The organism is Thiorhodococcus fuscus, assembly GCF_042682685.1.
In the GTDB taxonomy this organism is placed as follows: Bacteria; Pseudomonadota; Gammaproteobacteria; order Chromatiales; family Chromatiaceae; genus Imhoffiella; species Imhoffiella fuscus.
This window is the reverse complement of the sequence record NZ_JBHUHX010000018.1, coordinates 65,466-87,936: the sequence shown is the minus strand read 5'-3', so window position 1 is coordinate 87,936 and position 22,471 is coordinate 65,466. Positions and strand designations below refer to the sequence as shown.

Genomic DNA, 22,471 nt, shown 5'->3' with positions numbered 1-22,471 from the left:
TAGTGTGGGGCTTCCCCATGCGAAAGTAGGTCACCGCCAGGGCCTTATCCCGAAACCCCTTCCTCCTCCGGAGCGAAGGGGTTTCTTCTTTGCGCCCAAGAAATATGCATCGCACGTCCGGCGATCACTATCGCGCCGCGTTGATTTTAGGACGATCTGGACTACAAGCGCCCAACCCATTCCATCTATCGATGTCGCCGACGCGGCACGTTCCGTTCGTGGGGCGACCATGGGCGGAATAAAAAACCCACCTGGCGTAAAGCTTGTTTCTCGCCAGGTGGGTTAGGTAGTGCGGTAGGTTTTGTGCAGCGGGTCGAGCTTCATCCTTGTCGACCCGATGTTATGCGGTGGCTTCGAGCTTGAGGCGCATTTTCTTCATCGCGTTTTTTTCAATCTGCCTGATTCGTTCGGCGGATACACCGAATTGTTCAGCAAGCTCATGAAGCGTCTGCTTTTTCTCTGACAGCCAACGCTCGCGGAGAATCGTCTTGCTGCGCTCGTCCAGTCCCTCGAGAGCGGCATGCAGACGCTCCTTCTGATTCCGGTCCGTGTCTTCGCGTTCGAGGAGTCTTGAGGGTTCCATCCGAATGTCTGGCAGGTATGTCGAGGGAGCGGATGGTGAGTCGTCATCGTCGTCGTCAAGATTGTCGAACGACAAGTCTTGGCTTGAAAGACGGGATTCCATCTGCATCACGACTTCTGGTTTTACGCCGAGATCGGCAGCAACCTCGTCGACTTCCTGCTTGGTGAACCAGCCGAGACGCTTCTTGGCGCTCCTCAAATTGAAGAACAGCTTGCGCTGTGCCTTGGTCGTTGCAACCTTCACGATCCGCCAGTTTCGCAAGATGTACTCATGAATTTCGGCCCGAATCCAGTGCACGGCGAAAGAGACCAGCCGTACGCCCATATCCGGTTCGAAGCGGCGGACTGCCTTCATGAGTCCTACCGTCCCCTCTTGGATCAGATCGGGAAGCGGTAAGCCGTACCCCATGTAACCACGGGCGATGCGGATGACGAATCTGAGGTGAGACATCATAAGACGTCTGGCAGCGGCCATGTCGCCGTGATCCCGGAGTTGGACGGCGAGACTATGCTCCTCTTCGGGAGTCAGGACCGGAATCTGATAGGCGCTGCTGATATAAGCTTCGATTGTGCCAGTCGGCATAATTGAGAAGTTTTTGACCATAGTTCCAATACCTGAGTGTTTGACTTGGAAAAAATCCTACCAATAAAGTTGGATTTTTGCCAGTACTTTTGACGTGGTTTTGAGGGGGGCTCGAACCAGCAAAGTTCCGACAAACTTTAGGTAATGGAGCAGCTTTGTACAAGACGATAGGGGGGCAAAACGAGATCGAATGTTTCGATGGCGGTAATCGGAAACACTGATCGATCAAAAAATATATTTAAACATTCAGATGAACTTATCCTTCGATCAAGGTGTGGGGCGCGGTAATTTTCACAAAGATTGAGTCTGTGACGGGCTTCTCAAGGTTGTTCATTCTTTCGACATCCCATGTCGACTCCTGCGATCGCGACTTTGCCATCGACCGCCTGCTGACGCGAGAGGAGATGGACAAGCTGCGACGCTATCTGGGGCAGGATCGAAGACCTGGCCGCATTGCGTTATGCCTAGGCCTACGAGGTGGCCATAAGCCTGTTCGTCGACCTGCGCGATCTTTCGATGGGGAGAGAATCGGTCCACGAGTTCAGTACGCGCTTGCGCCGCTTCCGCGAGGAAAATACATGAAGGCCGGCATTGATACGCCGGCTCGCAAGGCGGGACTGCCGGCGAGACGGGGGACAAGGAATGGCGTTGGCTCTACGTGAGCGGTCCGGTCCAAGCGGCGTTCGGTAAGCTTCTGAGTGAGTTCCTCGGCAAGTCCTGCCATCAATGGGGTGCCAATATCTGCAGGACCGGAAACTGCGGTAGGGAATGTCTGAACCGAGGGCAGTCGGACACGCGGTTCGCGCAGGACTTCGGCGGCGGACTCGCCATTTCCGGGTCTACAGCAAGACCATCGAAGACCTCTCCGGCCAGCCGGCCTATGGCGTGGAATGGGTCGATCCCCAGGAGGAGCGGAGGTTCCAGATCGTGCGCGCCGGTGACCGCGTCAACGAACTCTCCATGAACACCGTTCAATCGATCCATGAGGTCTCGGGTAACATCAAGAGCGTCGCCACCGCCGCCGAGAACTCTCGTACTCGACCCTGGAAATCAGCCGTTCGGCCGAGTCGCACGATCGAGATATCCTGCGTCGCATCCCCGAGGTCCGATCAGGTCACGAGGCCATCAGCATGGCGGCGGCGATCCGCTCCAGGGGCAGCTGACGCTGGGTACCGCCGTGTCGTACCGCCTCCTTCGGCATGCCGTAGACGACGCTGGTGGCCTCGTCCTGCGCGCAGGTCCAGGCCCCGGCCTCGAACAGCTCGTGCAGACCCTCGGCCCCGTCGTCGCCCATGCCGGTGAGGATGGCGGCGACCGCGTTGCGTCCGGCATAGCGGGCGGTGGAGCGGAAGAGCACGTCCACGGAAGGGCGGTGGCGCGACACCAGGGGCCCGTCCTTGACCTCCACGTAGTAGCGCGCGCCGCTGCGCTTGAGCAGGGTATGGCGGTTGCCGGGCGCGATCAGCGCCTGGCCCCGCAGCACGGGATCGCCGTTCTGCGCCTCCTTGACCCGGATCCTGCAGAGTCCGTCCAGACGTTCGGAGAAGGAGCGGGTGAAGCCCTCGGGCATGTGCTGGACGATGACAATGCCCGGACAGCCGAGCGGCATCGCCATGAGGACCTCGCGGATCGCCTCGGTGCCCCCGGTGGAGGCACCGATCACGATGACCTTGTCGGTGGTCTCCGCCATGGCCTTGGTACCGGGTCGCTCCAGCACGGCATCGGCGCTGAGCTTCCTCGGCGGGCGGGGCGCCGGGCCGGGTCTGAGACACGCCTGGGCCGCGGCCTTGACCGCATCCGTGATCAGCACCCGCGACTCCTCCAGGAAGCGGCGGGTGCCCATCGCCGGCTTCTGGATGATGTCCACGGCACCGGCCTCCAGGGCGCGCATCAGGGTCTCGGTGCCCGCGCCGACCAGCGAGGAGCAGATGACCACGGGGATCGGGTGCTGGCGCATGAGCTTCTCGAGGAAGGTCACCCCGTCCATGCGCGGCATTTCCACATCGAGCGTGATCACGTCCGGGACCACCTTGCGCAGCTTCTCGGCCGCCACATAGGGGTCCTGGGCGGTAGCCACCACCTCGATGTCCGGGTCGGCATCCAGCAGGTCCCGGAGCGTCTGGCGGACCAGCGCGGAGTCGTCCACCACCATGACCTTCACCGGACTCACGGATGGGCTCCGGGGACGATCTTGCGGTAGATGGCGGGCTGGATCTGCACGAAGGCCGTGCCGCTGCCGCCCGACGACTCGGAGCCGCTCAAGGACTCGGAATGGCCGACCAGCAGCAGGCCTCCCGGGGGCAGTATCCGGGCGAAGCGCGCGACGATGCGGTCGCGATCCGGATGGCTGAAATAGATCATGACGTTGCGGCAGAGCACGATGTCCGGGCTGTCCGGGACGTCGTAGGCATCGGTGAGCAGATTGAAGCTGGCGAAGCGCACCCGTTCGCGCACCTCGGGCGCCATGCGCACCAGGTCGAGGCTGCGGTCGCGGCTGCGCAGCAGATAGCGCCGGCGCAGGGGCAGGGGCATGGAGGCAACCCGCTGGTGCGGGTAGATCGCGGTCCGGGCGATCGCTAGCGAGCTGGCGGAGATGTCGGTCGCGCGGATCTCGAAACGAAAGTCGGGGTGCATACGCCGTAGCTCCAGCATCTCCATGGCCAGCGTGTAGGGCTCCTCGCCGGACGCGCACCCGGCGCTCCAGATGCGCAGGGGCACCCGCCAGCCGCGATCGCGGCGGACGGCGATCTCGCCGAGGACGTGCTCGCGGAGGAAGCGGAAATGCGCCGGCTCGCGATAGAAGTCGGTCTTGTTGGTGGTGATGGCGTCGATCAGATGCGGACGCTCCTCGGCGCCCGCCTGCTCGTCGAGGGCGAAGTCGATGTAATCGCGCAGCGAGCGCAGACCGCGTGCGTGCTGGCGCTTGCGCAGCCGTCCCTCGATCAGCGCATGTTTCGACTCCGGTAGCTGGATGCCGGCGACGCGGCCGACATAGTCCGCCACCCGTCTGTGGTCGCGCGCGGACAGGGCGTCCTGCTGCAGCCGCTCAGTCGCCATCGGCGGGGTTCTGTCCTGCCTCCTGGGCGGGGAGGCGCGTCTCCCGGGCGCTGTCGACCAGGTCGCCGAGCTCCTCTTTGGAGAACACCCGCGCGAGGTTGAGGATGACGATGAACTCCTCGTCCTGCTTGCCCATGCCGCTGATGAAGCGGGTGTCGATGCGGCTGCCGATGCGCGGCGGGGGCTTGATCATGTCCGCGCCCAGCTCGATCACCTCCTTGACCGCGTCGGCGAGGATACCCAGTGCCGTCATCTCGCCGTCCACCATGACGTCGACGATGACGATGCAGGTATCCACCGTGGGCTCGGTCAGCTGCATCTCGAACTGGCGTCTCAGGTCCACCACCGGGACCACGTTGCCGCGCAGATTGATCACGCCGAGCATGAAGTCCGGCGTGCGCGGGACGGGCGTGACGCGGCGGTATTCCAGCACCTCCTGGATCTGCGCGATATCGGTACCGTAGATCTCGCCGTCGAGCATGAAGGTCAGGATCTGCAGGGAGCCCTGATCGAGGCCGTGCGCCGGCTGCGCTTCGCTTGCCATGATGCCTCCCTCAGTAGCGGACGAACTCGGGTGCATCCTCGTCGTCCAGATCGATCTCGACGCCGGATTCGGCCTCCTCGGGCTTGGCCTTCTGGGTCTCCGTCTTGCGCCCCGGGGTCGGCTTGCGCGGGCCCTTGCCGGGCTTCTTGCCGGCCGGGGAATGGATGCGTCTGGCGCCCGTGTCGACGGTGAAGAAGGCGATACTCGACTGCATCTGCTCGGCCTGGGCGGCCAGTTCCTCGGAGGTCGCGGCCATCTGCTCGGCCGCAGCCGCCGACTGCTGGACCACCTGATCGAGCTGCTGGAGCGCCTTGTTGATCTCCGTCGCGCCCGAATCCTGCTCCCGTGCCGCAGCGCTGATCTCCTGCACCAGGTCCGAGGTCTTCTGGATGTCCGGCACCAGCTGAGCCAGCAGCACTCCGGCCTCCTCGGCTACCGCCAGGCTGCTCTTGGAGCGGGCGACGATCTCCCCGGCCGCCTTCTGGCTGCGCTCGGCCAGCTTGCGGACCTCTGCGGCGACCACGGTGAACCCCTTGCCGTGCTCGCCGGCCCGGGCCGCCTCGATGGCTGCGTTGAGCGCCAGCAGGTTGGTCTGGCGCGAGATCTCCTCGATGATGTTGATCTTGTCGGCGATGTCCTTCATCGCCTCCACCGTCTCGCGCACCGAGGCGCCGCTGGTCTCGGCGTCCTGGGCCGCTTTGCGGGCGATCTGCTCGGTCTGCTGGGCATTGTCGGCGCTGTGGGCGATGTTGGAGGTCATCTGCTCCATGGAGGAGGAGACCTCTTCGAGGGAGGATGCCTGTTCGGTGGCGCCCTGGGCGATCTGCTGCCCGGTACTGCTGCTCTGCTCGCTGCCGGAGGCGACGTTGGCTGCCGCTTCCTGGATCTCGCCGACGATGTCGCGCAGGCTCATGTTCATCGACCGCAGGACGCCATAGATATCCGAATCGCTGGCGTTGGGGTTGAACTGAGTCGTCAGGTCTCCCGCGCCGATCCGGCCGGTGATGCGGCTGACCAGGTTGATGCGCTGGATCACCACCAGGGCGATGAGGAGGGCGATCGCGAAGGCGGCGATGGCGGCGCCGATCAGGGTCTGCCTGGCCTGTGCGTAGTTGGCGTCGCTGGCGGCCAGGTCTGCGGTCATGTCCTCGTCGTTGAGCCGGACGATGTCGGCCAAGAGTGCCTCGGCCTGATCCAGGAGCTCGCGGCCCTTTCCGGAGGACAGCTCGAAGGCCAGGGTGTTGCCGTTCTCACGGCCGATCTCGCGTACTTGCGCATTCAGCGCCAGGTATTTCTCGAAGGCCTGGTCGAACGGCACCATAGCTTTTCGTTCCTGGGCGTCCAGCAGGCTGTCGAACTGATCCAGGGTCTGCTTGACCTGAGTGACGGACGCGTCGATCGCGGCGCCGTAATCGTCCATCGTCTTCTGGTCGCGGGACAGGATCAGGTTCTTCTCTTCACGCTGGATCGCCATCATGCCGCGCTCGACGCGGGCGGCGACCGCGATCTTTTGTGCGGCACGCCGGACTGTCTCGAGGTCGGCTGCTCGTGTCAGATCGGTGTCGAACGCTTGCTTCCGCTCGTTCAAGAGGCCCATGGCCTCGTCGAAGGCGGCGCTTGCCTGACCCCGGCTCAGCCGACGTGCATGGACGTTGGAGTTGAGCTTCGACAGACGGGCGACCTCGGCGCTCACCTGGAGGTACTCCTCCCACAGGCCCTTAAAGGTTTCCAGTTTCTCCAGGCCGGCACCAGTGGCCAGTGCGTGCAGCTTCTCCAGTTTCTCGCGCATGCCCTCCAGGGTGCGGGCGATATCTGCGGAGAAGGCGTCCATTGCCTCGGGTGCCTCGGCCAGGATGAGGTTCTTTTCGTCGCGGCTCACCGCGAGCAGATCCTGGCGGATGCCAGAGGCGAGCTTGACCTTCTCGGCGGACCCATTGACGAGACCATCGAGCCGCTCGTTCATGGACGAGAGTGCATCCACGCCGATGAAACTGGTCCCGCCCATCAGGAGGATGAGGATGGCAAAGGCACCGATCAGCAGGACCTTCAGTGGGATTCTGATCATGTTCGTTCTCCGTGAGTGGCAGGCCAGGCGAGATGGCCCCCGATCGACGCATCTAGTCATGCCCCGAGCATGGGGCGCGACGGCTTCGCTCCTATTCCGTCCACGTGGGTGGTCGCCCGGTCTGTCGGCGCCCCCTCGTCCGCACCTCGTCTTCCAGGGACTCGGCGAGGGCCCCCGCGTCCAGGATCATGGCGACACCGCCGTCGCCCAGGATCGTGGCCCCGGCCAGGCCCGCAGTTCCCTCGTAGAGCTTGCCCAGACGTTTGACCACCGTCTGGTACTGACCCACGACCTGATCGACGCTGAAGCCGAAACGCTGCTCGCCGAGACGGGTGACGACGATCTGCTCGATGCCCGGGGCCGCGCCCGGCACCGCGAACCATTCCCGCAGGCTGAGATAGGGCACCAGATCGCCGCGCACGCGCGCCAGCCGCTGGCCGTTGCGCTTGCCTTCGGATCCTCGCTCGACCTCGATGCACTCCTCGACGCAGCTCAAAGGCAGCACATAGCGCTCCTCGGACACGGCCACCATCAGGCCCTCGATGATCGCCAGGGTCATGGGCAGGGTGATGGTCAGGGTGGTGCCCAGGCCCGGCTCGCTGCGAATCCCGACCTGGCCCCCGAGATCCTGGATGGAGCGTTTCACGACATCCATGCCCACACCGCGCCCCGAGACGTCCGAGACCCGGTCGGCGGTGGAGAAGCCGGCCTCGAAGATCAGGCCCTGAATATCCTCCTCGGTCAGCGTCTGGTCGCGGGCGATCAGGCCGCGCTCCACCGCCTTGGCGCGAATGGCTCCGGTGTTCAGACCGGCGCCGTCGTCGCGGATGCGGATCACCACGTGGGATTCGGCGTGCTCGGCGGACAGGTGGATGGTGCCGGCAGCCGGCTTGCCCGCAGCCTCGCGCTGTTCGGGCGGTTCGATGCCGTGGTCGATGCTGTTGCGGATCAGATGCACCAGGGGGTCGCCGAGACGGTCGATGACCATCTTGTCGAGCTCGGTCTCGGCGCCCTCGGTTTCCAGGCGGATCTCTTTGCCCAGATCGCGGGAGAGATCGCGCACCAGACGGCGGAAGCGTCCGAAGGTGGTGCCGATGGGCAGCATGCGGATGGAGAAGGTGTTGTCGCGCAGCTCGGTGGTCAGCCGGTCGAGATCCTCGGCGATCGCGCTCATGGCCTCGTCGTCGCGGGACTGGGCGAGCTGATGCATGCGCGCCTGCACGATCACCAGTTCGCCGACCAGGTTCATGAGGCTGTCCAGGCGTGCGGCGGGTACCCGCACCAGACTCTCCTGTTCGCCGCGCGCACCGCGCTCCCGCGTGTCCCGGATCGCCCGCTGCTCCCTGAGCGCGGCATCGACGTCGCTCTCCGTGACCAGACCCGCCTGCTGCAGGACCTCGCCGACGCGGGGGTTCTCGGCGAGCAGCGACTCTATCTGGCTGCGCGCGATCAGGCCGCGCTCCACCAGGATCTCGCCGATGCGGTCGCACTGATCGTCGTCGATATCGATGGGATCGATGTCGATACGCCACTCGTCGGCGACGAAGATAAAGGTGTCTCGGATGGCCTCGATGCCCTGGGACGTGATCAGCGCCAGGTCCCAGGACATCATGCAGGATTCCGGGTCCAGCTCCGCTAGAACGGGAACGTCCCCCGTGTCGGTCGTGACGTAGCAGGTCCCCAGCCTCTGGAGTTCCTTGAGGATGGGAAAGATGTCGAAGCCGTCGCGGAAGGCCTCTGCTGCGGGACGGATTCGGATGCGGTAGGCCTGATCTTGCCCCCCGGCGTCGGCGTCGGGGTCGGCGATCGCGGAGCTCGGGGCCGCAGTGGCCTGCTTCGCCTCGGTGATCTGCTCATCGGGAATCAGTGCGTGCAGACGCTCCAGCAGTCCTCGTCCGACCAGGATCTGGGTCTGGTCGAGCACGGGGTCCTCGAGCAGACCTGTGACATGGTCCTTGGCATCGAGGAGGATGCTGATCAGCTCCGGGGTGACCGGGAACAGACCGTTGCGGACCTTGTCCAGGGCGGTCTCGAGATGATGGGTGAAGGCGGAGAGCTCCGTGTACCCGAACATGCCGCCGCCACCCTTGATCGTGTGCATGGCGCGGAAGGCGAGCGCGATCAGCTCGGGGTCCTCGGGGCGCTGTTCCAGCTCCAGCAGGGCGCCTTCCAGAGCGGCCAGATGCTCTTCGGCCTCGGTGCGGAAGATGTCGACGGGGTCGGACATGTCAGCAAGGCGCCGAGGCGGACTCCATGTGGAAGTGCTCATGGAGATCGCAGGTGGCCAGGGCCTCCGTGACCGCAGGGGAGGGGGACTGCAGGGTCAGTCGAGACCCGGTGGTCTCCAGCTGCTTCCGAAGGGCGATCAGGAGCTGAATCCCCGCGCCGTCCACCTCCGTCGTCGCGCTCAGGTCCGCCACCAGCGATTCCTCGCCGGCCTCGAGCGCGCGCAATTGGGTCAGGTATTCGCCGGCCTGGAAGATGGTCAGCTCGCCTTCGAAGTGCAGGACGGGGCCATGCGGGCTTGGCTCGATTCGAATCATATTCGACATGTCTCCCTCCGATCAGGTCCGTGCGGAAAGGTCGAGTCATCGAATGTCGACGGGCTAGGACGTCGTCTGCCTCGTCTTGGTCATCCGTTGGGATGGATGAGTGGCTCGATCATGGGGCTTACACTATTCGTTTCAAGCATGGGCAGGCATATCGGATTCGACAACCCCACATCATCCGTTCGAATTTCGCCGCCGGTCTTGATCTCCTTGGCCGCCTGCGCGCTGCAGCCAGGCTGCGCACCAACGATGATGGCGCGGTCTACGCGTCGCCGTGCTGGATCATCCCTCACCGCGCCCAATCGACCGCGGCGAATGTCCGGCGAATCCCCTGGCGGTATCTCAGATGCGGATGGCCGAAGATCACGAAGAGGCCCTCGCGGCTTGCCGAGCGGATGCCGTGGGCCTCGCGGAATGCTTTCGCCTTGCGGCCTTGCTGGATCATGGGGTGGATGCTGCCGATCATGCAGGTCCCCAGGCCCAGGGACTCGCCGGCGATCATGGCGTAGGTCGCGGCCACGATGGGATCGGCCGGATCGCAGTAGGCGGAACCGTAGAAGTAGATCGCCAGGGGGGCGTCGTAGGTCACCATGTTCACGCCTTGGTGCATCTGCTCGGTGAAGGTGTCGATGGTCGGACGGACGAAGTCCCGGAAGAGCGCATCGTTCGCCTTGCCCCAGAAGGGGCGCATCAGCCACAGCATCCAGTCCGACACCAGCCAACGCATGCCGTCGAGGTAGTCGCAGAAGTCGCGCGCAAAGGCGGTGACCTTCTCCTGTCCATCCAGGACCAACAGGTGCACATCGGAAGGTGGAATCCCCATGGGCGCCGTCTGGGCGGCCGCCAGGATCTTGTCGATCAGCTCGGGCTCGACTGGCCGCGCTTGAAATTCCCGGATGCTGCGGCGGCGTTGCAGCAGGGCGTGCAGGGGCGCATAAGGGGTCGCCGACCCGTGTTCCGGCAGGTCGAAGAGATCGTCGGGCGACAGGGTGCGTCCCTGGATGCGAATCGCGCCGGTAGGACAGATCGCCATGCAATGTCCGCAGCCGATGCAGCCGAAGAGCGGATGTCCGCTGAACGCGACACGACCCTCCGTGAGGACGAGTTCGTTGTCTTTGCAGACGGACACGCACAGTCCGCAGCCATTGCAGCGCTCGGGATCCAACTGGATGGTTGCGGCGATCGTCGTTCTGGAGGTGGGAATGGCCATCGATGGGGCTCTCTCGTCATGCGCTCGCGGCGCTCGTTTGGTGAGCGGCGACCTTCACAGCCCGTATCGACGGCAATGGCAAAGAGTTCACCGCAAAAAGCGCGTATACAATCTTCAGGGACTTAACAATTCAGCGCGCCTAGTGTGCTGTGCGACTTGTCGGTCTGGAGTGGCGGCCGGCTCACTGGCTTGCGTTCAGGATGATGACCAGCAGCTCGATCGGGCGCTTGCCGTTGGCGTCGGCCAGATCGCGGATGCCGTCCTCGGGGCTGGCTTCGATGCCCGCGCTCTTAAGCCGCTCCTGCCCGGTCCGGACGTCCAGTCCGACCATCTCGCAGACCTCGGAGAGGCGTTTGCGGCCGAGGCCGGTTCCCGCGAAGCGCGCCTCGATCTCCTCGGGCGTCATTCTTCCGGCCATCGATGCTGGGGCCGGCTGCGGCTGCGGGATGAGCGCATAGACCGCCATGGGCGTCATGCCGTTGCGCCGGGCGATCTGCTCGAGCGTCTCGCGGCCGTTCTCGACCGCGATGCCCCGATCGTGCAGCGCCGAGAGCGCTGGTTCCAGCTCGAAGTCCATGCGTCGGGCGAGCGCGGCCAGGGATGCCTCCTCGGCGTGACCGAATGGCGGTTCGAGCGCGGGCTCGGTGACCCAGGCGTTCTTGATGTCCGAGTTGAGCCGGATGATCCAGCTGGCCGGTGGCAGGTCGAGCGCCGAGAGGACGATCAGGACCAGGGTCGCCAGGGTGGCGATCAGGATCTCGCGCTTGAATGCCAGATGCCCCTGGATGCGGTCGGCGATGTACTGCTTGAAGGGCTTCCAGTTGAAATAGAGATGCAGAAAGGCGGCGACGATGAAGACGCCGCCGAAGGTCATGTGGATCCAGGCCCAGCGGTCCTTTTCGAGTCCCCAGAGCGACCAATGTGTCCAGTAGGCGATGCGTCCGTGCGGGACGATATAGAGCACCAAACCGGTGACCATGAGGACGATGAAGGCCCAGGTCACGATGAAGGCCGTGAGCGAGCGAAGGGACTGTTTGTTCTTGCGCATCCTGGCTCCTTTGGGTTCGGGTCTGCCGATCGCCGCAAGATCGGCGCTTCGGTGGCTGCGCGTCCATGCCCTTCGTCAATGGCGCGACAGATCGGGGCGGCGGTCCGTTTCGCCTGTGCCGGATGGAGGCATGCGTTCAATCCGGCGTCTGGGGATCGGGCTCGCTCGACCAGGCGCGGATGGCGGCAATCTCGTCCGCCGCGATCCCGAGCGAGACGAGGAAGGCCTCATGCTCCCTCGGCGTCTGACCTTCGAAGGCGCGATGCCAGCGCTGCATACCCTGATCGTCGAGCCCGGCGGCGCGGAGCATCGAGACCCACAGCGCCTTGTCGACCAGGGGGGTGTCCAGCGCCCGGGCGTCGGTCTGGAGCAGGCGCAGGATGAGTCTCTGCTGGTCGCGCAGCTGTTCGATCTCCTGGTTGATGGCGAAGAGTCTGCGCTCGAGGATCGGCCGCAGCCCCTCGCCCTCGTGCCGCAGCAGCTCGGCGATGGTCTCCAGCGCCAGACCGGTCGCCCGGTAGGCGCGGATCCTTTCCAGCCGTTCGAGATCGCGCTCCGAATAGAGCCGATATCGGGCGGCGCTGCGTCCGCTCGGGACCAGCAGCCCGATGGCGTCGTAGTGGATGAGGGTGCTGCGCGCCAGGCCGAAACGGCGGGCGACCTGTCCGATGGTCCAGGTTCTAGCGGTCATGATGCGGGTCCGGGAAGGGTTCCGACGCGAGCGGCCTGGTGCGATCAGCCCGCGCGGATGCGCCGGATCTCGTCGGGCGGGATGTTCAGCCATTCGAGGAAGGACTGATGCCCGTGCGCATAGCGGGTCTCGAAGCAGCGATGCCAGCGCCGCATGCCGTCTTCATCGAGCCCGATTTCTTCGAACAGCTCGATCCACTGGTCTTTGGTCATCTCGATTCTCCGTCTGTGGATTCCAGGACGCGCGCCCGATCGGCGGCGTCGAGGACGAGCATCGACCCTGAGGCCGTCGTCGGGTCAAGGCGCGCGAACGCGATTCGGGTTTCCGGTCCGCAGGCTGCAAGCGTATTCAAGACGAAGGGATCCGCACCGGCTATCGTCTCCGTCCTGCGAAACGGAGATGGGTGAAACCATGGGCTACATTCACGGCTATTCGGCGCGCGAGGCCGAGCGTCTCTCGGATCAGGCGGCGATCCTGCGTCCCTTCCTGCACCGCGGCCTCCGTTTCCCGGCCGGCAGCCGGGTGCTGGAGCCGGGTTGCGGCAGCGGCCGGCAGAGCCTGGCCCTGCTGGAGGACAACCCGGGCATCCATCTGACCTGTCTGGACGTCGATGCCGGTCAGCTGGAGCTGGCCCGGGAGCGTCTCGCCGGATGGGAGCGGAGCCTTCGCTTCGTCCATGGCGATCTGGGCCGGGATCCCTTGACGGGCGAGGTCTTCGATCATGCCTTCGTCTGTTTTCTGCTGGAGCATCTGAGACAGCCCGAGGCGGCGCTCGCGCGGCTGCGCGGCATGCTGCGGGCGGGCGGAACCCTGACCCTGATCGAGGGCGACCACGGCTCCTTCCGCTTTCAGCCGGAGACGCCGGCATCACGGGCCGTTTGGGACGCCCTGATCGCCGAGCAGCGCCGGCTCGGGGGCGATCCCATGATCGGGCGGCGATTGCGTGGGCTTCTGACGGCGTCCGGATTCTCGGAGGTGAGCGTCGCTCCGATACTGATCCACGCCGATGCGGGCGATCCGCTGCTGCGCGAGGGCTTCATGCGGCGCATCATCGTTCCCATGGTCGACGGCGTACGGGCCAGTGCGGTGGCGGGCGGTTTCGACGCACGGCTCTGGGAGCGCGGCATCGAGGATCTCCTGGCGGTGGACAGCGGCAATGGAAGCTTCTATTACCTCTTCTTCGAGGCGGTCGGCAGCAAGGGGGCGCATGGCGAGTCTGGCTGAATCCGAGTCCCGAGCGGAATCCCATACCCGGTGCTGGCGCATCCAGGACCGGGACGAGGTCCTGTGGGTGCGGCGGGCCGATGTCCGTCATCTGGCCTTTCCGCGCCATTTCCACGACGACTATACGGTCGGGCTGGTGGTGCGCGGCGCCAACCGATTCGTCTACCGGCGTCGGAGCCTGGTCGCCCCGGCCGGTACCCTCTGTCTCGCCGATCCGGGCGAGATCCATACCGGCGAGGCCGATCTGGATGGCTGGACCTATTGGACCCTGCAGATCCCGGCCGGAATGCTGACAGGGTTGCGCGGCGACCTGGACGAGGGGAGCGAAGCGCCGCCGGACTTTCCCGTCGGCGTCATCGAGGATCCACGGGCGGTCGCGCGGCTCGCCGCCTTCTTCCGGATCTTTCGGGCGGCCGATCCCCTGGAGCGGGAGAGCCGGCTGCTCGCGGCCCTCGGCCATCTCGTCCAGGTCCATGGTGCGGAGCGCGCGAGAGATCGCCGTCATGCCGTCGAGCCCGGTCTGGCCCGGTCGGTGCGCGACTATCTCGCCGATCATCTGGCCGAGGCCGTGACCCTGTCCGATCTCGAACAGGCGACGGGTGCCGGACGCTACCGCCTACTGCGGGCCTTCGCTCGCGCCTACGGTCTTCCGCCGCATGCCTGGCTGGTCCAGGCCCGTCTGGAACGGGCGCATGCGCTCATCGTCCACGGGGTCGGGATCTGCGTGGCGGCGGCCGAGACCGGGTTCGCCGATCAGCCCCATCTGACCCGGCTCTTCAAGCGTGCCTACGGCTACACGCCGGGCGTCCTGGCGCGCTCGCCGCGGATCCCCTGAACCCGACAAGCGTCGGGCACCGGGCGGAATCCGATTCGCCGTCAACCGCGGGATTCAGTGGGAGCCGCTGCCGCATCATCGCTGTCCGCATGCAGGCCGCCGCCGAGGGCCTTGTACAGCGCGACCCGGTTGGCGATCTCCGCGCGGCGCAGATCCAGCAGCGCCTGCCGGGAGGCGTAGAGCTGGCGTTGCGCGTCGAGCAGGTCCAGGCGCCCGTCCAAGCCCGCGCGATAGCGCAGCTCGGACAGCTCCAGGCTGCGTTGCGTCGCACTCACCGCACGTCGCTGTGCCTCGATCTGACGGTCGAAGGTGGCGGTGCCCGCCAGTGCATCGGCCACCTCGCGGAAGGCGACTTGGATGGCACGTTCGTACTGGGCCACGGCCTCGGATTTGCGTACCTCGGCCAGGCGCAGCTCGGCGCGCAGACGCCCGCCCTGGAACAGCGGCTGGGAAATCTGTGGCGCGAAACGCCAGACCTCCCGGGCCGGGTCGAACAGGCTGCCGAGCGAGGCGCTGGCATAGCCGAAGGATGCGGTGAGCGAGATCTGCGGGAAGAACGCGGCCCGAGCCGCACCCACATCGGCGTTGGCCGCCACCAGCATCTGTTCGGCCTGGCGCAGATCCGGGCGGGTCAGCAACAGATCGGCCGGCAGCCCAGCCGGCAGGCGCGCGATCACCGGCTGGCGCTCCAGCGACACGGCGGGCGGCAGGTCGCCGGGCAGCTCGCTGCCCACCAGCAACTGCAGCGCGTTGTCCGCCTCGGCCAGGGCGCGACGGCGCCCTTCCACATCGGCCTCGGCCAGGGCGACCTGCCCTTCGGCCTGGGCCACGTCCAGGCTGCTGTTCTGCTCGGCCTGCTTGAGCAGGCGCGCCAACTCCAGGGACTGTCGCCAATCGGTCAGGGTGCGTTCGGACAGTCGCAGCTGTTCGTCGGCCAGGCGCTGGGTGAAGTAGGCGTCGGCCACCGCGCCCACCAGTGCGATCTGCGCGGCGTCGCGCCCCTGCTCGCTCGCCAGGTAGCGCGCAAACGCGGCCTCGGAGAGCGTCCGCACGCGGCCGAACAGATCCAGCTCGAAGGCACTGAGCGCGACATTCACTCCGGTCTGCCGATCCAGCTCGCGGCTGGTCGCATCGGTGGCCAGGGTGCGTTCGCGACTGTGCGTCGCGTCCAGCCCCACGGTCGGCAGGCTCGCGGCGCCCTCGATGTTCGAGCGCGCCCGCGCCGCCTGGACGTTGAGTGTGGCCAGGCGCAGGTCGCGGTTGTTCTCCAGGGCCAGGTCGATCAGCCGTTGCAGGCGCGGGTCGCCGAACATCGCGCGCCAGCCCAGCGCACTGGCGGGCACGGCCGATGCTGGCGCCGACGCCGGCACCGCCGAGGCTACGGGGAAGCTCGCCGGCACCGGCGCTGGAGGGCGCTGCAGCGCGGGCGTCAGCGAGCAGGCGCCGAGACAGCCGATCAGCGGCAGGGTCAGTAACCGGCGCATCATCCGTTCTCCAGGGGGCGTGTTGCGGCGCCGCGTCGCGCGCGCCAGGCGGCGAGGCGCTCCTGCGTGCCGATGACGAAGACGAAGAAGGCCGGCACGAAGAACACCGCCAGCAGGGTGCCGCTGAGCATGCCGCCGAACACCCCGGTGCCGATGGCATGCTGGGTCTCCGCGCTGGCGCCGCTGGCGAGCATCAGCGGCACCACGCCGAGGGTGAAGGCCAGCGAGGTCATCAGGATCGGCCGCAGGCGCAGGCGCGCGGCGCTCGCTGCGGCGTCGATCAGCGTGCGCCCATCGGCATGCAGCTGGCGGGCGAACTCGACGATGAGGATGGCGTTCTTCGCCGACAGGCCGATGATGGTGATCATCCCCACCTTGAAGAACAGGTCGTTGGGCATGCCGCGCAGCATCACCGCCGCCACCGCGCCGAGCAGACCCAGGGGCACCACCAGCATCACCGACAGCGGGATCGACCAGCTCTCGTACAGCGCCGCCAGCACCAGGAACACCACCAGTGCCGACAGCAGCATCAGCAGCGGTGCCTGTGCCGCCGACTGGCGCTCCTGCAGCGACTGTCCCGTCCAGGCCACGGCAAAGCCTTGCGGCAACTGCGCCACCAGGCGTTCCATCTCGGCCATCGCCGCGCCGCTGGAAACGCCCGGCGCGGGGCCTCCGGCGATACGCACGGCCGGAAAGCCCTGGAAGCGCATCATCTGCTGCGGCGACTCGCTCCACACCGGCGTCACCACCTCGCGCAGCGGTAGCATGCCGCCGCTGGCATTGCGCACGCGCAGGCCGAGCACATCGTCCAGCTGCATGCGCGCCGGGGCGTCGGCCTGCAGGATGACCTGCTGCATGCGCCCGGCATTGGGGAAGTCGTTGACGTACAGCGAACCCATGGCCGCCGACAGGGTGCTGCTCACGGCGGTGAAGGAGAGGCCCATGGCCTCGGCCTTCTGCCGGTCGATCTCCAGGCGGATGCTCTCGCCAGGGGGCAGACCATCCGGATAGACGTCGCTGACCACCTCGCTCTGCGCCGCCAGTTCCAGCAGTTGGGCCTGCGCGGCGAGCAGCGCGGCCTCGCCCCGGTTGGCCCGGTCCTGCAGTAAAAGGGTGAAGCCGGACGAGGTGCCCAGCTCGTCGATGGCCGGCGGCATCAGGCTCATCACCGTGCCCTCGACGGTGTCGGCCATGGCCTGCTGCGCCAGCTCTGCTTCTTCGGCGGCGGTGGCGCCATGACGCTGATCCCAGTCCTTGAGCATGGTGAAGGCCATGGCCGCATTGGGGCCGGAGCCGGAGAAGCTGAAGCCCAGTACCACCAGGTTGGCGTCCAGCGCCGGACGCGAGGCGACATGTGCCTCGAAGGACTTGACCACGTCCAGCGTGCGCTCGCTGGTGGCGCCGGTGGGCAACTGAATGGAGGTCATGAAGTAGCCCTGATCCTCCTCGGGCAGAAAGGACGACGGCAACTGCGTGGCGGCGATAACCAGCACCGCGCAGATCGCCACGTACACCGCCATCATCCGCCCGCTGCGACCGGCCAGGCGGGCCACGCGCGTGCCGTATCCCGCCGTGAAGCGTTCGAAGCCACGGTTGAAGGCACCGAGGAAGCTGCGCTTCTCGTGGAGGTCAGTGCTGACCGGACGCAGCAGGGTGGCGCACAGCGCCGGCGTCAGGCTCAGGGCGAGGAATGCCGAGAACAGGATCGACACCGCCATCGACAGGGTGAACTGCTGGTAGATCACCCCTACCGAACCGCTGCCGAAGGCCATGGGGATGAACACGGCGGTGAGCACCAGGGTGATGCCGATGATCGCGCCGGTGACTTCCCGCATCGCCCGCGAGGTCGCCTCCCGTGGGGAGAGCCCCTGGGTGGCCATCAGCCGCTCGACGTTCTCCACCACCACGATGGCGTCGTCGACGATGATGCCGATGGCCAGCACCATGCCGAACATGGTCAGCGAGTTGATCGAGAAGCCGGCCAGCAGCATCACCGCGAAGGTGCCGAGCAGCGCGATGGGCGCGACGATGGCCGGGATCAGGGTGTAGCGCAGGTTCTGCAGGAACAGGTACATCACCAGGAACACCAGCGCCATGGCCTCGAACAGGGTGTAGATCACCTTCTCGATGGACACCTTAACGAAGGGGGCGGTATCGAACGGCACCGAGTAGGCCATGCCCGCCGGCAGGGTCGGCGCCAGCTCGGCCAGGCGCGCGCGCACGGCGGCGGCGGTGCGCACCGCGTTGGCGCCGGGCGAGAGCTGGATCGCGGCGCTGGTCGCCGCCACGCCGTTCTCGCGGTTGGAAAAGGCGTAGGACTCTGCGCCCAGCTCGACCCGCGCCACATCGCCAAGCACCACCTTCGCCCCATCGGCGTCCGCACGCAGGACGACGGCGGCGAACTCCACCGGCGTGGTCAGTTGTCCCTGCACGGTCAGCGGCACGGTGAGGCGCTGGCCCGGCAGCGCCGGTTCGTCGCCGATCCGCCCGGGGGCGATCTGCGCGTTCTGCTGCTCGATCGCCTGGGCCAGTTCGTCCATCGTCAGGCCATAGGCGGTGAGCTTGTTCGGGTCGACCCAGATGCGCATGGCCTGCTCGGCGCCGAACATTTGCACACGGCCCACGCCGTCGATGCGGCGCAGGTCCTGGACGATATTGCGCGCGAAGTAGTCGTTCAGCGCGACCTCGTCGAACTGTCCGTTGGGCGAGGTCATGCCGACCATCATCAGGAATCCGGAGGCGGCGGACTCCACCTGCAGGCCGTTCTGGCGAACCGCCTGGGGCAGCCGCGGCTCGACCGCCTTGATGCGGTTCTGAACGTCCACCTGGGCCAGCTCGGCGTCGGTGCCCGGCTTGAAGGTGGCGGTGATCTGCGCGCTGCCCGAGGTGTCGACCGAGGATTCGAAGTACAGCAGGTTCTTCACCCCCGAGAGCTCGCGCTCGATCTGGCTCACCACCGAGTCGTCGAGGGTCTGTGGAGTGGCCCCCGGATAGGTGGCGTAAAGGCTCACCGTCGGCGGCGCCACCGAGGGGTAGCGGGCGATGGGCAACTGCGGGATGGCGATGACGCCGGCCAGCACGATGAACAGGGCGATCACCCAGGCGAACACCGGGCGGTCGATGAAAAACTGCGGCATGAGGGTTTCTCCGAACTCAGCGCGCGATGGCGCTGAGCTGTTCGCGGGCGGCAGCGGGCTGCCAGGGACGTGCGGCGACCTGCGCATTCGGGCTCAGACGCTCGATGCCTTCGATCACCACCTGCTGCCCGGCGCTGAGCCCGGATACGACGCGGTAGCGGCGCGCCACCAGCTCGCCGAGTTCGATGGCCACCGGCTGCGCCTGGCCGTGCGCATCCAGCACCCACACCCTGGCCTGGCCCGCCGTGCGGGTCACCGCCTGCTGGGGCACGGTCAGGGCATCGGCGTAATGCGCACGGGGAATCCGCGCCTGCACGTAGAGGCCGGGCAGCAGGCGACGCTGCGGGTTGTCGACCAGAACGCGCAGCAGCACGTCGCCGGTACCGGCGTCCACCTCGATGCCGGAGAACAGGATGCGCCCCTGCATGCCCAGGGGCTTGCCGTCGCTGCCAAGGATCTCCACGGTCAGCTCCGGCCTGTCCGAGCGGACCTGCTGGCGCAGTGTCTCCAACACGGAGGCGGACTGGCGCACATCGACGTACACCTGGTCGATCTGCTGGATCCTGGCCATGGGCGTGGCATCGGTCGGCGAGACCAGCGCGCCCTCGCTGACCAGGGCCTGGTCGATCCGCCCGGCGATCGGCGCCTCGACGCTGGCGAACTGCAGGTCCAGCCTGCGCCGCGCCAGCGTCGCCTTGGCTTGGGCCACGTCGGCGGCGGCCTGGTCACGTAGCGCCACGGCATCGTCATACACCTGGCGGCTGACCGCCTCGGCCCGCATCAGTGGGGTGAGCCGATCGGCCTGCACGCGCGCCCGCGCCAAGACCGCCTCGGCGCGCTGCAAGGCCGCCGCGGCGCTGTCCACCTCGGCCTCGAACGGCGCCGGGTTGATCTGGAACAGCCGGTCACCGGCCTTGATCTCGGCTCCCTGCTCGAACAGGCGTCGCTGCACGATGCCGCCGATCTGCGCACGAATCTCGGCGCTGCGCACGGCCGCCACGCGACCGGGCAGATCCTCTCTGACCGACAGTTCGCTCGTCTCGAGTATCATCACCGACACCCGAACCGGCGCGGGCGCTTCTTCAGCCTGCTGCGCCGAATCGCAACCGGCCAGTACCAATACGGCAAGCCCCGCGAGCAGAATGCCCGGATGCCGTTGTTTGATGCACATCGCCTACTCACCTCGCTGAACGGATCTCCCGGACGCGCTGTTTTCGGTCGGGAGGACATCGAGGCGGCAGTCTGGCGCGCGGCTGTTGCGAATGATTCGAGGCTTTGTGGAGAAAGCATGGAGGGCGCGATAAACTTCTGATCCATCGCCAGCGAGCCCGCCCATGTCCGATCCCAACGCGCGCCTCAGCCTCGCCGCCTCTGCCTCGGCATTGGTACTGATCGCCGAGGACGAGGCCGAGATCGCCGACATCCTCATCGCCTACCTGCAGCGCAGCGGGCTGCGCACCCAGCACGCCACCGACGGCCACCAGGCATTGGCCCTGCACCAGGCGCTCAAGCCGGATCTGGTCCTGCTCGACGTGCTGATGCCGCAACTCGACGGCTGGAAGGTGCTCAGCGACATCCGTTCGCGCAGCGACACGCCGGTGATCATGCTCACCGCGCTCGATCAGGACATCGACAAGCTGATGGGGCTGCGCCTGGGGGCCGACGACTACGTGGTCAAACCCTTCAACCCGGCCGAGGTGGTGGCGCGGGTGCAGGCGGTGCTGCGGCGCACACGCGCGAGCGCGCCCGCCGCCCCGCAGGTGCTGCGCGTCGGCCCGTTCCAGATCGACCTCGACAGCCATGAAGCCAGCGTGCTTCGTCATGGTCAGTCGCAGACGCTGGAGCTGACGCTGACCGAGTTCAAACTGCTCGCCTGTCTGATGCGTGCGCCGAAGCGGGCGTTCAGCCGCGCGGAGCTGCTGGTCGACTGCCTGCCCGAAGGCGATACCCAGGAGCGCACCGTCGACAGCCACATCAGCAAGCTTCGCAAGAAACTCGAGGCCCTGGACATCCGGGGCGTGCCGAGCAGCGTCTGGGGCGTGGGCTATCGCTTCGGCGGCGATCCATGAAGCGCGCGCCGGGCCTGCGCCGTCAAATCGTCCAGTCTCTGGCCGTGATGGCGCTGGGCATCATCCTGATCTCGGTATTCGGCTCCTACGTCTTCTATGCCGTCGCCGTGACCTACCTGCCGGGCTCCATTTCCGAAACCTGGATGCCCTCGCGGGTCGAGATGGTCTGGATCGTCGGGACCATCGTCGCCGCGCTCGGCATGGCGGTGTTCGTCGCCATCCGCCTGTCGCGGCGCCTCATCACGCCGCTCAACTCGGTGGCGCACAGCCTGCGGGAAGTGGCCCAGGGCAGGCTCGACGCCCGGGCGCGGATGGACGAACAGGCGATGGGCGAAACGGCGCAGCTGGTGCGCGACTTCAACGCCATGGCCGAGCGCCTGCAGGGCATGACCCGCGAGCGCGAGTTCTGGAACGCCGCCATCGCCCATGAACTGCGCACGCCGGTCACCATTCTGCGCGGGCGTCTGCAGGGTCTCGCGGAAGGCGTCTTCAGCCCCAGCAACGAGATCTTCGAGGGTCTGCTGCGCCAAGTGGAAGGTCTGAGCCGACTGATCGAGGACCTGCGCGTACTCAGTCTCAAGGACAGCGGTCATCTGGAGCTGCAGCGAGACAAGGTCGGGCTGGCCGAGGAGCTGCGTACCGTGATCCAGGTCTTCGCGACGGCGCTGTCCGCGCGAGGGTTCGTCTTGCAGCAGGCGCTCGATACCGGACTGCGGCCGGACTGCGATCCGGTCCGTATGCGCCAGGCCCTGATGGCACTGCTGGAAAACGCGCTGCAGCATGCCGATCCGGGCATCCTGACCGTGCGCCTGGAGGAATCGGAGGGCCTGTACTGCCTGAGCGTGGAAGATGAAGGCCCGGGTATCGCCAGCGAGGCTGCGGCCGACGTATTCGAGGCATTTCGCCGAGGCGATCCGTCGCGTTCGCGCAAACATGGCGGCAGCGGCCTGGGCCTGGCCGTGGTCAAGGCCATTGCAGAGGCGCATGGCGGTCATGCGGTTTGCCGGTCGTCCGCTCGCGGGGGGAGTCTGTTCCTCATCGACTGGCCGAAATTGGATTTTTTGGTTCGAGCAGAGGCGCGTGCTGATTGAGTCCCACAGTGTTACGCCTCGACGAGATTGTCCGCCACAGCGCACAGCTGCCAGTGCTGGATTCCCGCTCAGCAGACGATATCCTAGGCTACTGGCTGATAGTCATCGATACATCAGCCATCATGGCCATCCTTCAAGACGAGCTGGACCGGAGGGCCTTCAACGAGGCGATCGAGGCTGCTTCCTGCAGACGTCTTTCCGCAACCACCTATGCGGAACTGTCCATCGTCATCGAATCACGCTGCGGCCCGGAAGGTATCCGCGATCTCGACTTGCCCCACCGAAAATAAATGCGTCCCCCT

General features: G+C 66.3%; 19 protein-coding genes. 5 read left to right on the top strand and 14 right to left on the bottom strand.

Annotated features, from left to right (window positions below; genetic code table 11):
- Positions 1-340 precede the first annotated feature (340 nt).
- The 11 genes from rpoH to ACFSJC_RS09645 form a co-directional block, all read right to left on the bottom strand.
- Positions 341-1,186 carry an RNA polymerase sigma factor RpoH gene (gene rpoH, locus ACFSJC_RS09695; protein ID WP_386026119.1) on the bottom strand — a complete coding sequence of 282 codons (846 nt, stop codon included), beginning with the start codon at positions 1,184-1,186 and terminating at the stop codon, positions 341-343.
- A gap of 1,093 nt (positions 1,187-2,279) precedes the next feature.
- Entirely contained in the window at positions 2,280-3,335 is a 1,056-nt protein-coding gene (locus ACFSJC_RS09690; RefSeq protein ID WP_386026117.1) for a protein-glutamate methylesterase/protein-glutamine glutaminase, read from the bottom strand.
- Entirely contained in the window at positions 3,332-4,222 is an 891-nt protein-coding gene (locus ACFSJC_RS09685) for a CheR family methyltransferase (RefSeq protein ID WP_386026115.1), read from the bottom strand. The genes ACFSJC_RS09690 and ACFSJC_RS09685 overlap by 4 nt, the downstream gene beginning before the upstream one ends.
- Positions 4,212-4,766, bottom strand: coding sequence for a chemotaxis protein CheW (locus tag ACFSJC_RS09680; protein ID WP_386026113.1), 555 nt, complete (start codon positions 4,764-4,766; stop codon positions 4,212-4,214). The genes ACFSJC_RS09685 and ACFSJC_RS09680 overlap by 11 nt, the downstream gene beginning before the upstream one ends.
- A 10-nt stretch (positions 4,767-4,776) precedes the next feature.
- The gene (locus ACFSJC_RS09675; protein WP_386026111.1) at positions 4,777-6,831 is read right to left on the bottom strand and encodes a HAMP domain-containing methyl-accepting chemotaxis protein; all 2,055 of its coding nucleotides are present in this window, start codon (positions 6,829-6,831) and stop codon (positions 4,777-4,779) included.
- 91 nt (positions 6,832-6,922) lie between these two features.
- Positions 6,923-9,058, bottom strand: a complete 2,136-nt coding sequence (locus ACFSJC_RS09670; protein WP_386026109.1) for a chemotaxis protein CheA — start codon at positions 9,056-9,058, stop codon at positions 6,923-6,925.
- Between the two features lies 1 nt (position 9,059).
- Positions 9,060-9,383 (bottom strand): STAS domain-containing protein, encoded by a 324-nt coding sequence (locus ACFSJC_RS09665; protein WP_386026107.1) that lies wholly within the window; start codon positions 9,381-9,383, stop codon positions 9,060-9,062.
- 286 nt (positions 9,384-9,669) lie between these two features.
- Complete coding sequence (locus ACFSJC_RS09660; RefSeq protein ID WP_386026105.1) at positions 9,670-10,590, bottom strand: nitroreductase family protein; 921 nt, start codon at positions 10,588-10,590, stop codon at positions 9,670-9,672.
- Positions 10,591-10,771: 181 nt separating this feature from the next.
- Positions 10,772-11,638, bottom strand: coding sequence for a DUF4405 domain-containing protein (locus ACFSJC_RS09655; RefSeq protein WP_386026103.1), 867 nt, complete (start codon positions 11,636-11,638; stop codon positions 10,772-10,774).
- A gap of 136 nt (positions 11,639-11,774) precedes the next feature.
- On the bottom strand, positions 11,775-12,329 hold the full coding sequence (locus ACFSJC_RS09650; RefSeq protein WP_386026101.1) for a MerR family transcriptional regulator: 555 nt from the start codon (positions 12,327-12,329) through the stop codon (positions 11,775-11,777).
- A gap of 44 nt (positions 12,330-12,373) precedes the next feature.
- Positions 12,374-12,541, bottom strand: coding sequence for a MerR family transcriptional regulator (locus ACFSJC_RS09645; protein WP_386026099.1), 168 nt, complete (start codon positions 12,539-12,541; stop codon positions 12,374-12,376).
- Between the two features lie 199 nt (positions 12,542-12,740).
- Here ACFSJC_RS09645 and ACFSJC_RS09640 point away from each other — a divergent pair, with 199 nt between their 5' ends.
- Both ACFSJC_RS09640 and ACFSJC_RS09635 read left to right on the top strand, forming a co-directional pair.
- The gene (locus ACFSJC_RS09640) at positions 12,741-13,553 is read left to right on the top strand and encodes a methyltransferase (RefSeq protein WP_386026097.1); all 813 of its coding nucleotides are present in this window, start codon (positions 12,741-12,743) and stop codon (positions 13,551-13,553) included.
- On the top strand, positions 13,537-14,388 hold the full coding sequence (locus tag ACFSJC_RS09635; RefSeq protein ID WP_386026095.1) for a helix-turn-helix domain-containing protein: 852 nt from the start codon (positions 13,537-13,539) through the stop codon (positions 14,386-14,388). Before ACFSJC_RS09640 ends, ACFSJC_RS09635 begins: the two co-directional genes overlap by 17 nt.
- Positions 14,389-14,429: 41 nt before the next feature.
- On the opposite strand, the gene ACFSJC_RS09630 is transcribed toward ACFSJC_RS09635, so the two are convergent.
- The 3 genes from ACFSJC_RS09630 to ACFSJC_RS09620 are packed head-to-tail and all read right to left on the bottom strand — an operon-like array spanning position 14,430 to position 20,180.
- Positions 14,430-15,875: an efflux transporter outer membrane subunit gene (locus tag ACFSJC_RS09630; protein ID WP_386026093.1), complete on the bottom strand. Its 1,446-nt coding sequence runs from the start codon at positions 15,873-15,875 to the stop codon at positions 14,430-14,432.
- Positions 15,872-19,009 (bottom strand): multidrug efflux RND transporter permease subunit, encoded by a 3,138-nt coding sequence (locus ACFSJC_RS09625; RefSeq protein WP_386026091.1) that lies wholly within the window; start codon positions 19,007-19,009, stop codon positions 15,872-15,874. The genes ACFSJC_RS09630 and ACFSJC_RS09625 overlap by 4 nt, the downstream gene beginning before the upstream one ends.
- 16 nt (positions 19,010-19,025) lie before the next feature.
- Entirely contained in the window at positions 19,026-20,180 is a 1,155-nt protein-coding gene (locus ACFSJC_RS09620; protein ID WP_386026089.1) for an efflux RND transporter periplasmic adaptor subunit, read from the bottom strand.
- Positions 20,181-20,343: 163 nt separating this feature from the next.
- On the opposite strand from ACFSJC_RS09620, the gene ACFSJC_RS09615 reads away from it, so the two are divergent.
- The 3 genes from ACFSJC_RS09615 to ACFSJC_RS09605 are packed head-to-tail and all read left to right on the top strand — an operon-like array spanning position 20,344 to position 22,459.
- Positions 20,344-21,078: a response regulator gene (locus tag ACFSJC_RS09615; RefSeq protein ID WP_386026087.1), complete on the top strand. Its 735-nt coding sequence runs from the start codon at positions 20,344-20,346 to the stop codon at positions 21,076-21,078.
- Positions 21,075-22,169: an ATP-binding protein gene (locus ACFSJC_RS09610; protein WP_386026085.1), complete on the top strand. Its 1,095-nt coding sequence runs from the start codon at positions 21,075-21,077 to the stop codon at positions 22,167-22,169. The genes ACFSJC_RS09615 and ACFSJC_RS09610 overlap by 4 nt, the downstream gene beginning before the upstream one ends.
- An 8-nt stretch (positions 22,170-22,177) precedes the next feature.
- Entirely contained in the window at positions 22,178-22,459 is a 282-nt protein-coding gene (locus tag ACFSJC_RS09605; protein WP_386026083.1) for a type II toxin-antitoxin system VapC family toxin, read from the top strand.
- The last annotated feature ends 12 nt before the right edge of the window (positions 22,460-22,471 follow it).

Bases quoted from the DNA above. Each gene is read 5' to 3' on its own strand.
- ACFSJC_RS09670 (WP_386026109.1), bottom strand. From the start codon at position 9,058: ATGTCCGACCCCGTCGACATCTTCCGCACCGAGGCCGAAGAGCATCTG.
- ACFSJC_RS09645 (WP_386026099.1), bottom strand. From the start codon at position 12,541: ATGACCAAAGACCAGTGGATCGAGCTGTTCGAAGAAATCGGGCTCGAT.
- ACFSJC_RS09620 (WP_386026089.1), bottom strand. From the start codon at position 20,180: ATGTGCATCAAACAACGGCATCCGGGCATTCTGCTCGCGGGGCTTGCC.
- ACFSJC_RS09655 (WP_386026103.1), bottom strand. From the start codon at position 11,638: ATGCGCAAGAACAAACAGTCCCTTCGCTCGCTCACGGCCTTCATCGTG.
- ACFSJC_RS09675 (WP_386026111.1), bottom strand. From the start codon at position 6,831: ATGATCAGAATCCCACTGAAGGTCCTGCTGATCGGTGCCTTTGCCATC.
- ACFSJC_RS09680 (WP_386026113.1), bottom strand. From the start codon at position 4,766: ATGGCAAGCGAAGCGCAGCCGGCGCACGGCCTCGATCAGGGCTCCCTG.
- ACFSJC_RS09640 (WP_386026097.1), top strand. From the start codon at position 12,741: ATGGGCTACATTCACGGCTATTCGGCGCGCGAGGCCGAGCGTCTCTCG.
- ACFSJC_RS09685 (WP_386026115.1), bottom strand. From the start codon at position 4,222: ATGGCGACTGAGCGGCTGCAGCAGGACGCCCTGTCCGCGCGCGACCAC.
- ACFSJC_RS09650 (WP_386026101.1), bottom strand. From the start codon at position 12,329: ATGACCGCTAGAACCTGGACCATCGGACAGGTCGCCCGCCGTTTCGGC.
- ACFSJC_RS09635 (WP_386026095.1), top strand. From the start codon at position 13,537: ATGGCGAGTCTGGCTGAATCCGAGTCCCGAGCGGAATCCCATACCCGG.
- ACFSJC_RS09610 (WP_386026085.1), top strand. From the start codon at position 21,075: ATGAAGCGCGCGCCGGGCCTGCGCCGTCAAATCGTCCAGTCTCTGGCC.
- ACFSJC_RS09630 (WP_386026093.1), bottom strand. From the start codon at position 15,875: ATGATGCGCCGGTTACTGACCCTGCCGCTGATCGGCTGTCTCGGCGCC.
- ACFSJC_RS09660 (WP_386026105.1), bottom strand. From the start codon at position 10,590: ATGGCCATTCCCACCTCCAGAACGACGATCGCCGCAACCATCCAGTTG.
- ACFSJC_RS09665 (WP_386026107.1), bottom strand. From the start codon at position 9,383: ATGTCGAATATGATTCGAATCGAGCCAAGCCCGCATGGCCCCGTCCTG.
- ACFSJC_RS09615 (WP_386026087.1), top strand. From the start codon at position 20,344: ATGTCCGATCCCAACGCGCGCCTCAGCCTCGCCGCCTCTGCCTCGGCA.
- ACFSJC_RS09625 (WP_386026091.1), bottom strand. From the start codon at position 19,009: ATGCCGCAGTTTTTCATCGACCGCCCGGTGTTCGCCTGGGTGATCGCC.
- rpoH (WP_386026119.1), bottom strand. From the start codon at position 1,186: ATGGTCAAAAACTTCTCAATTATGCCGACTGGCACAATCGAAGCTTAT.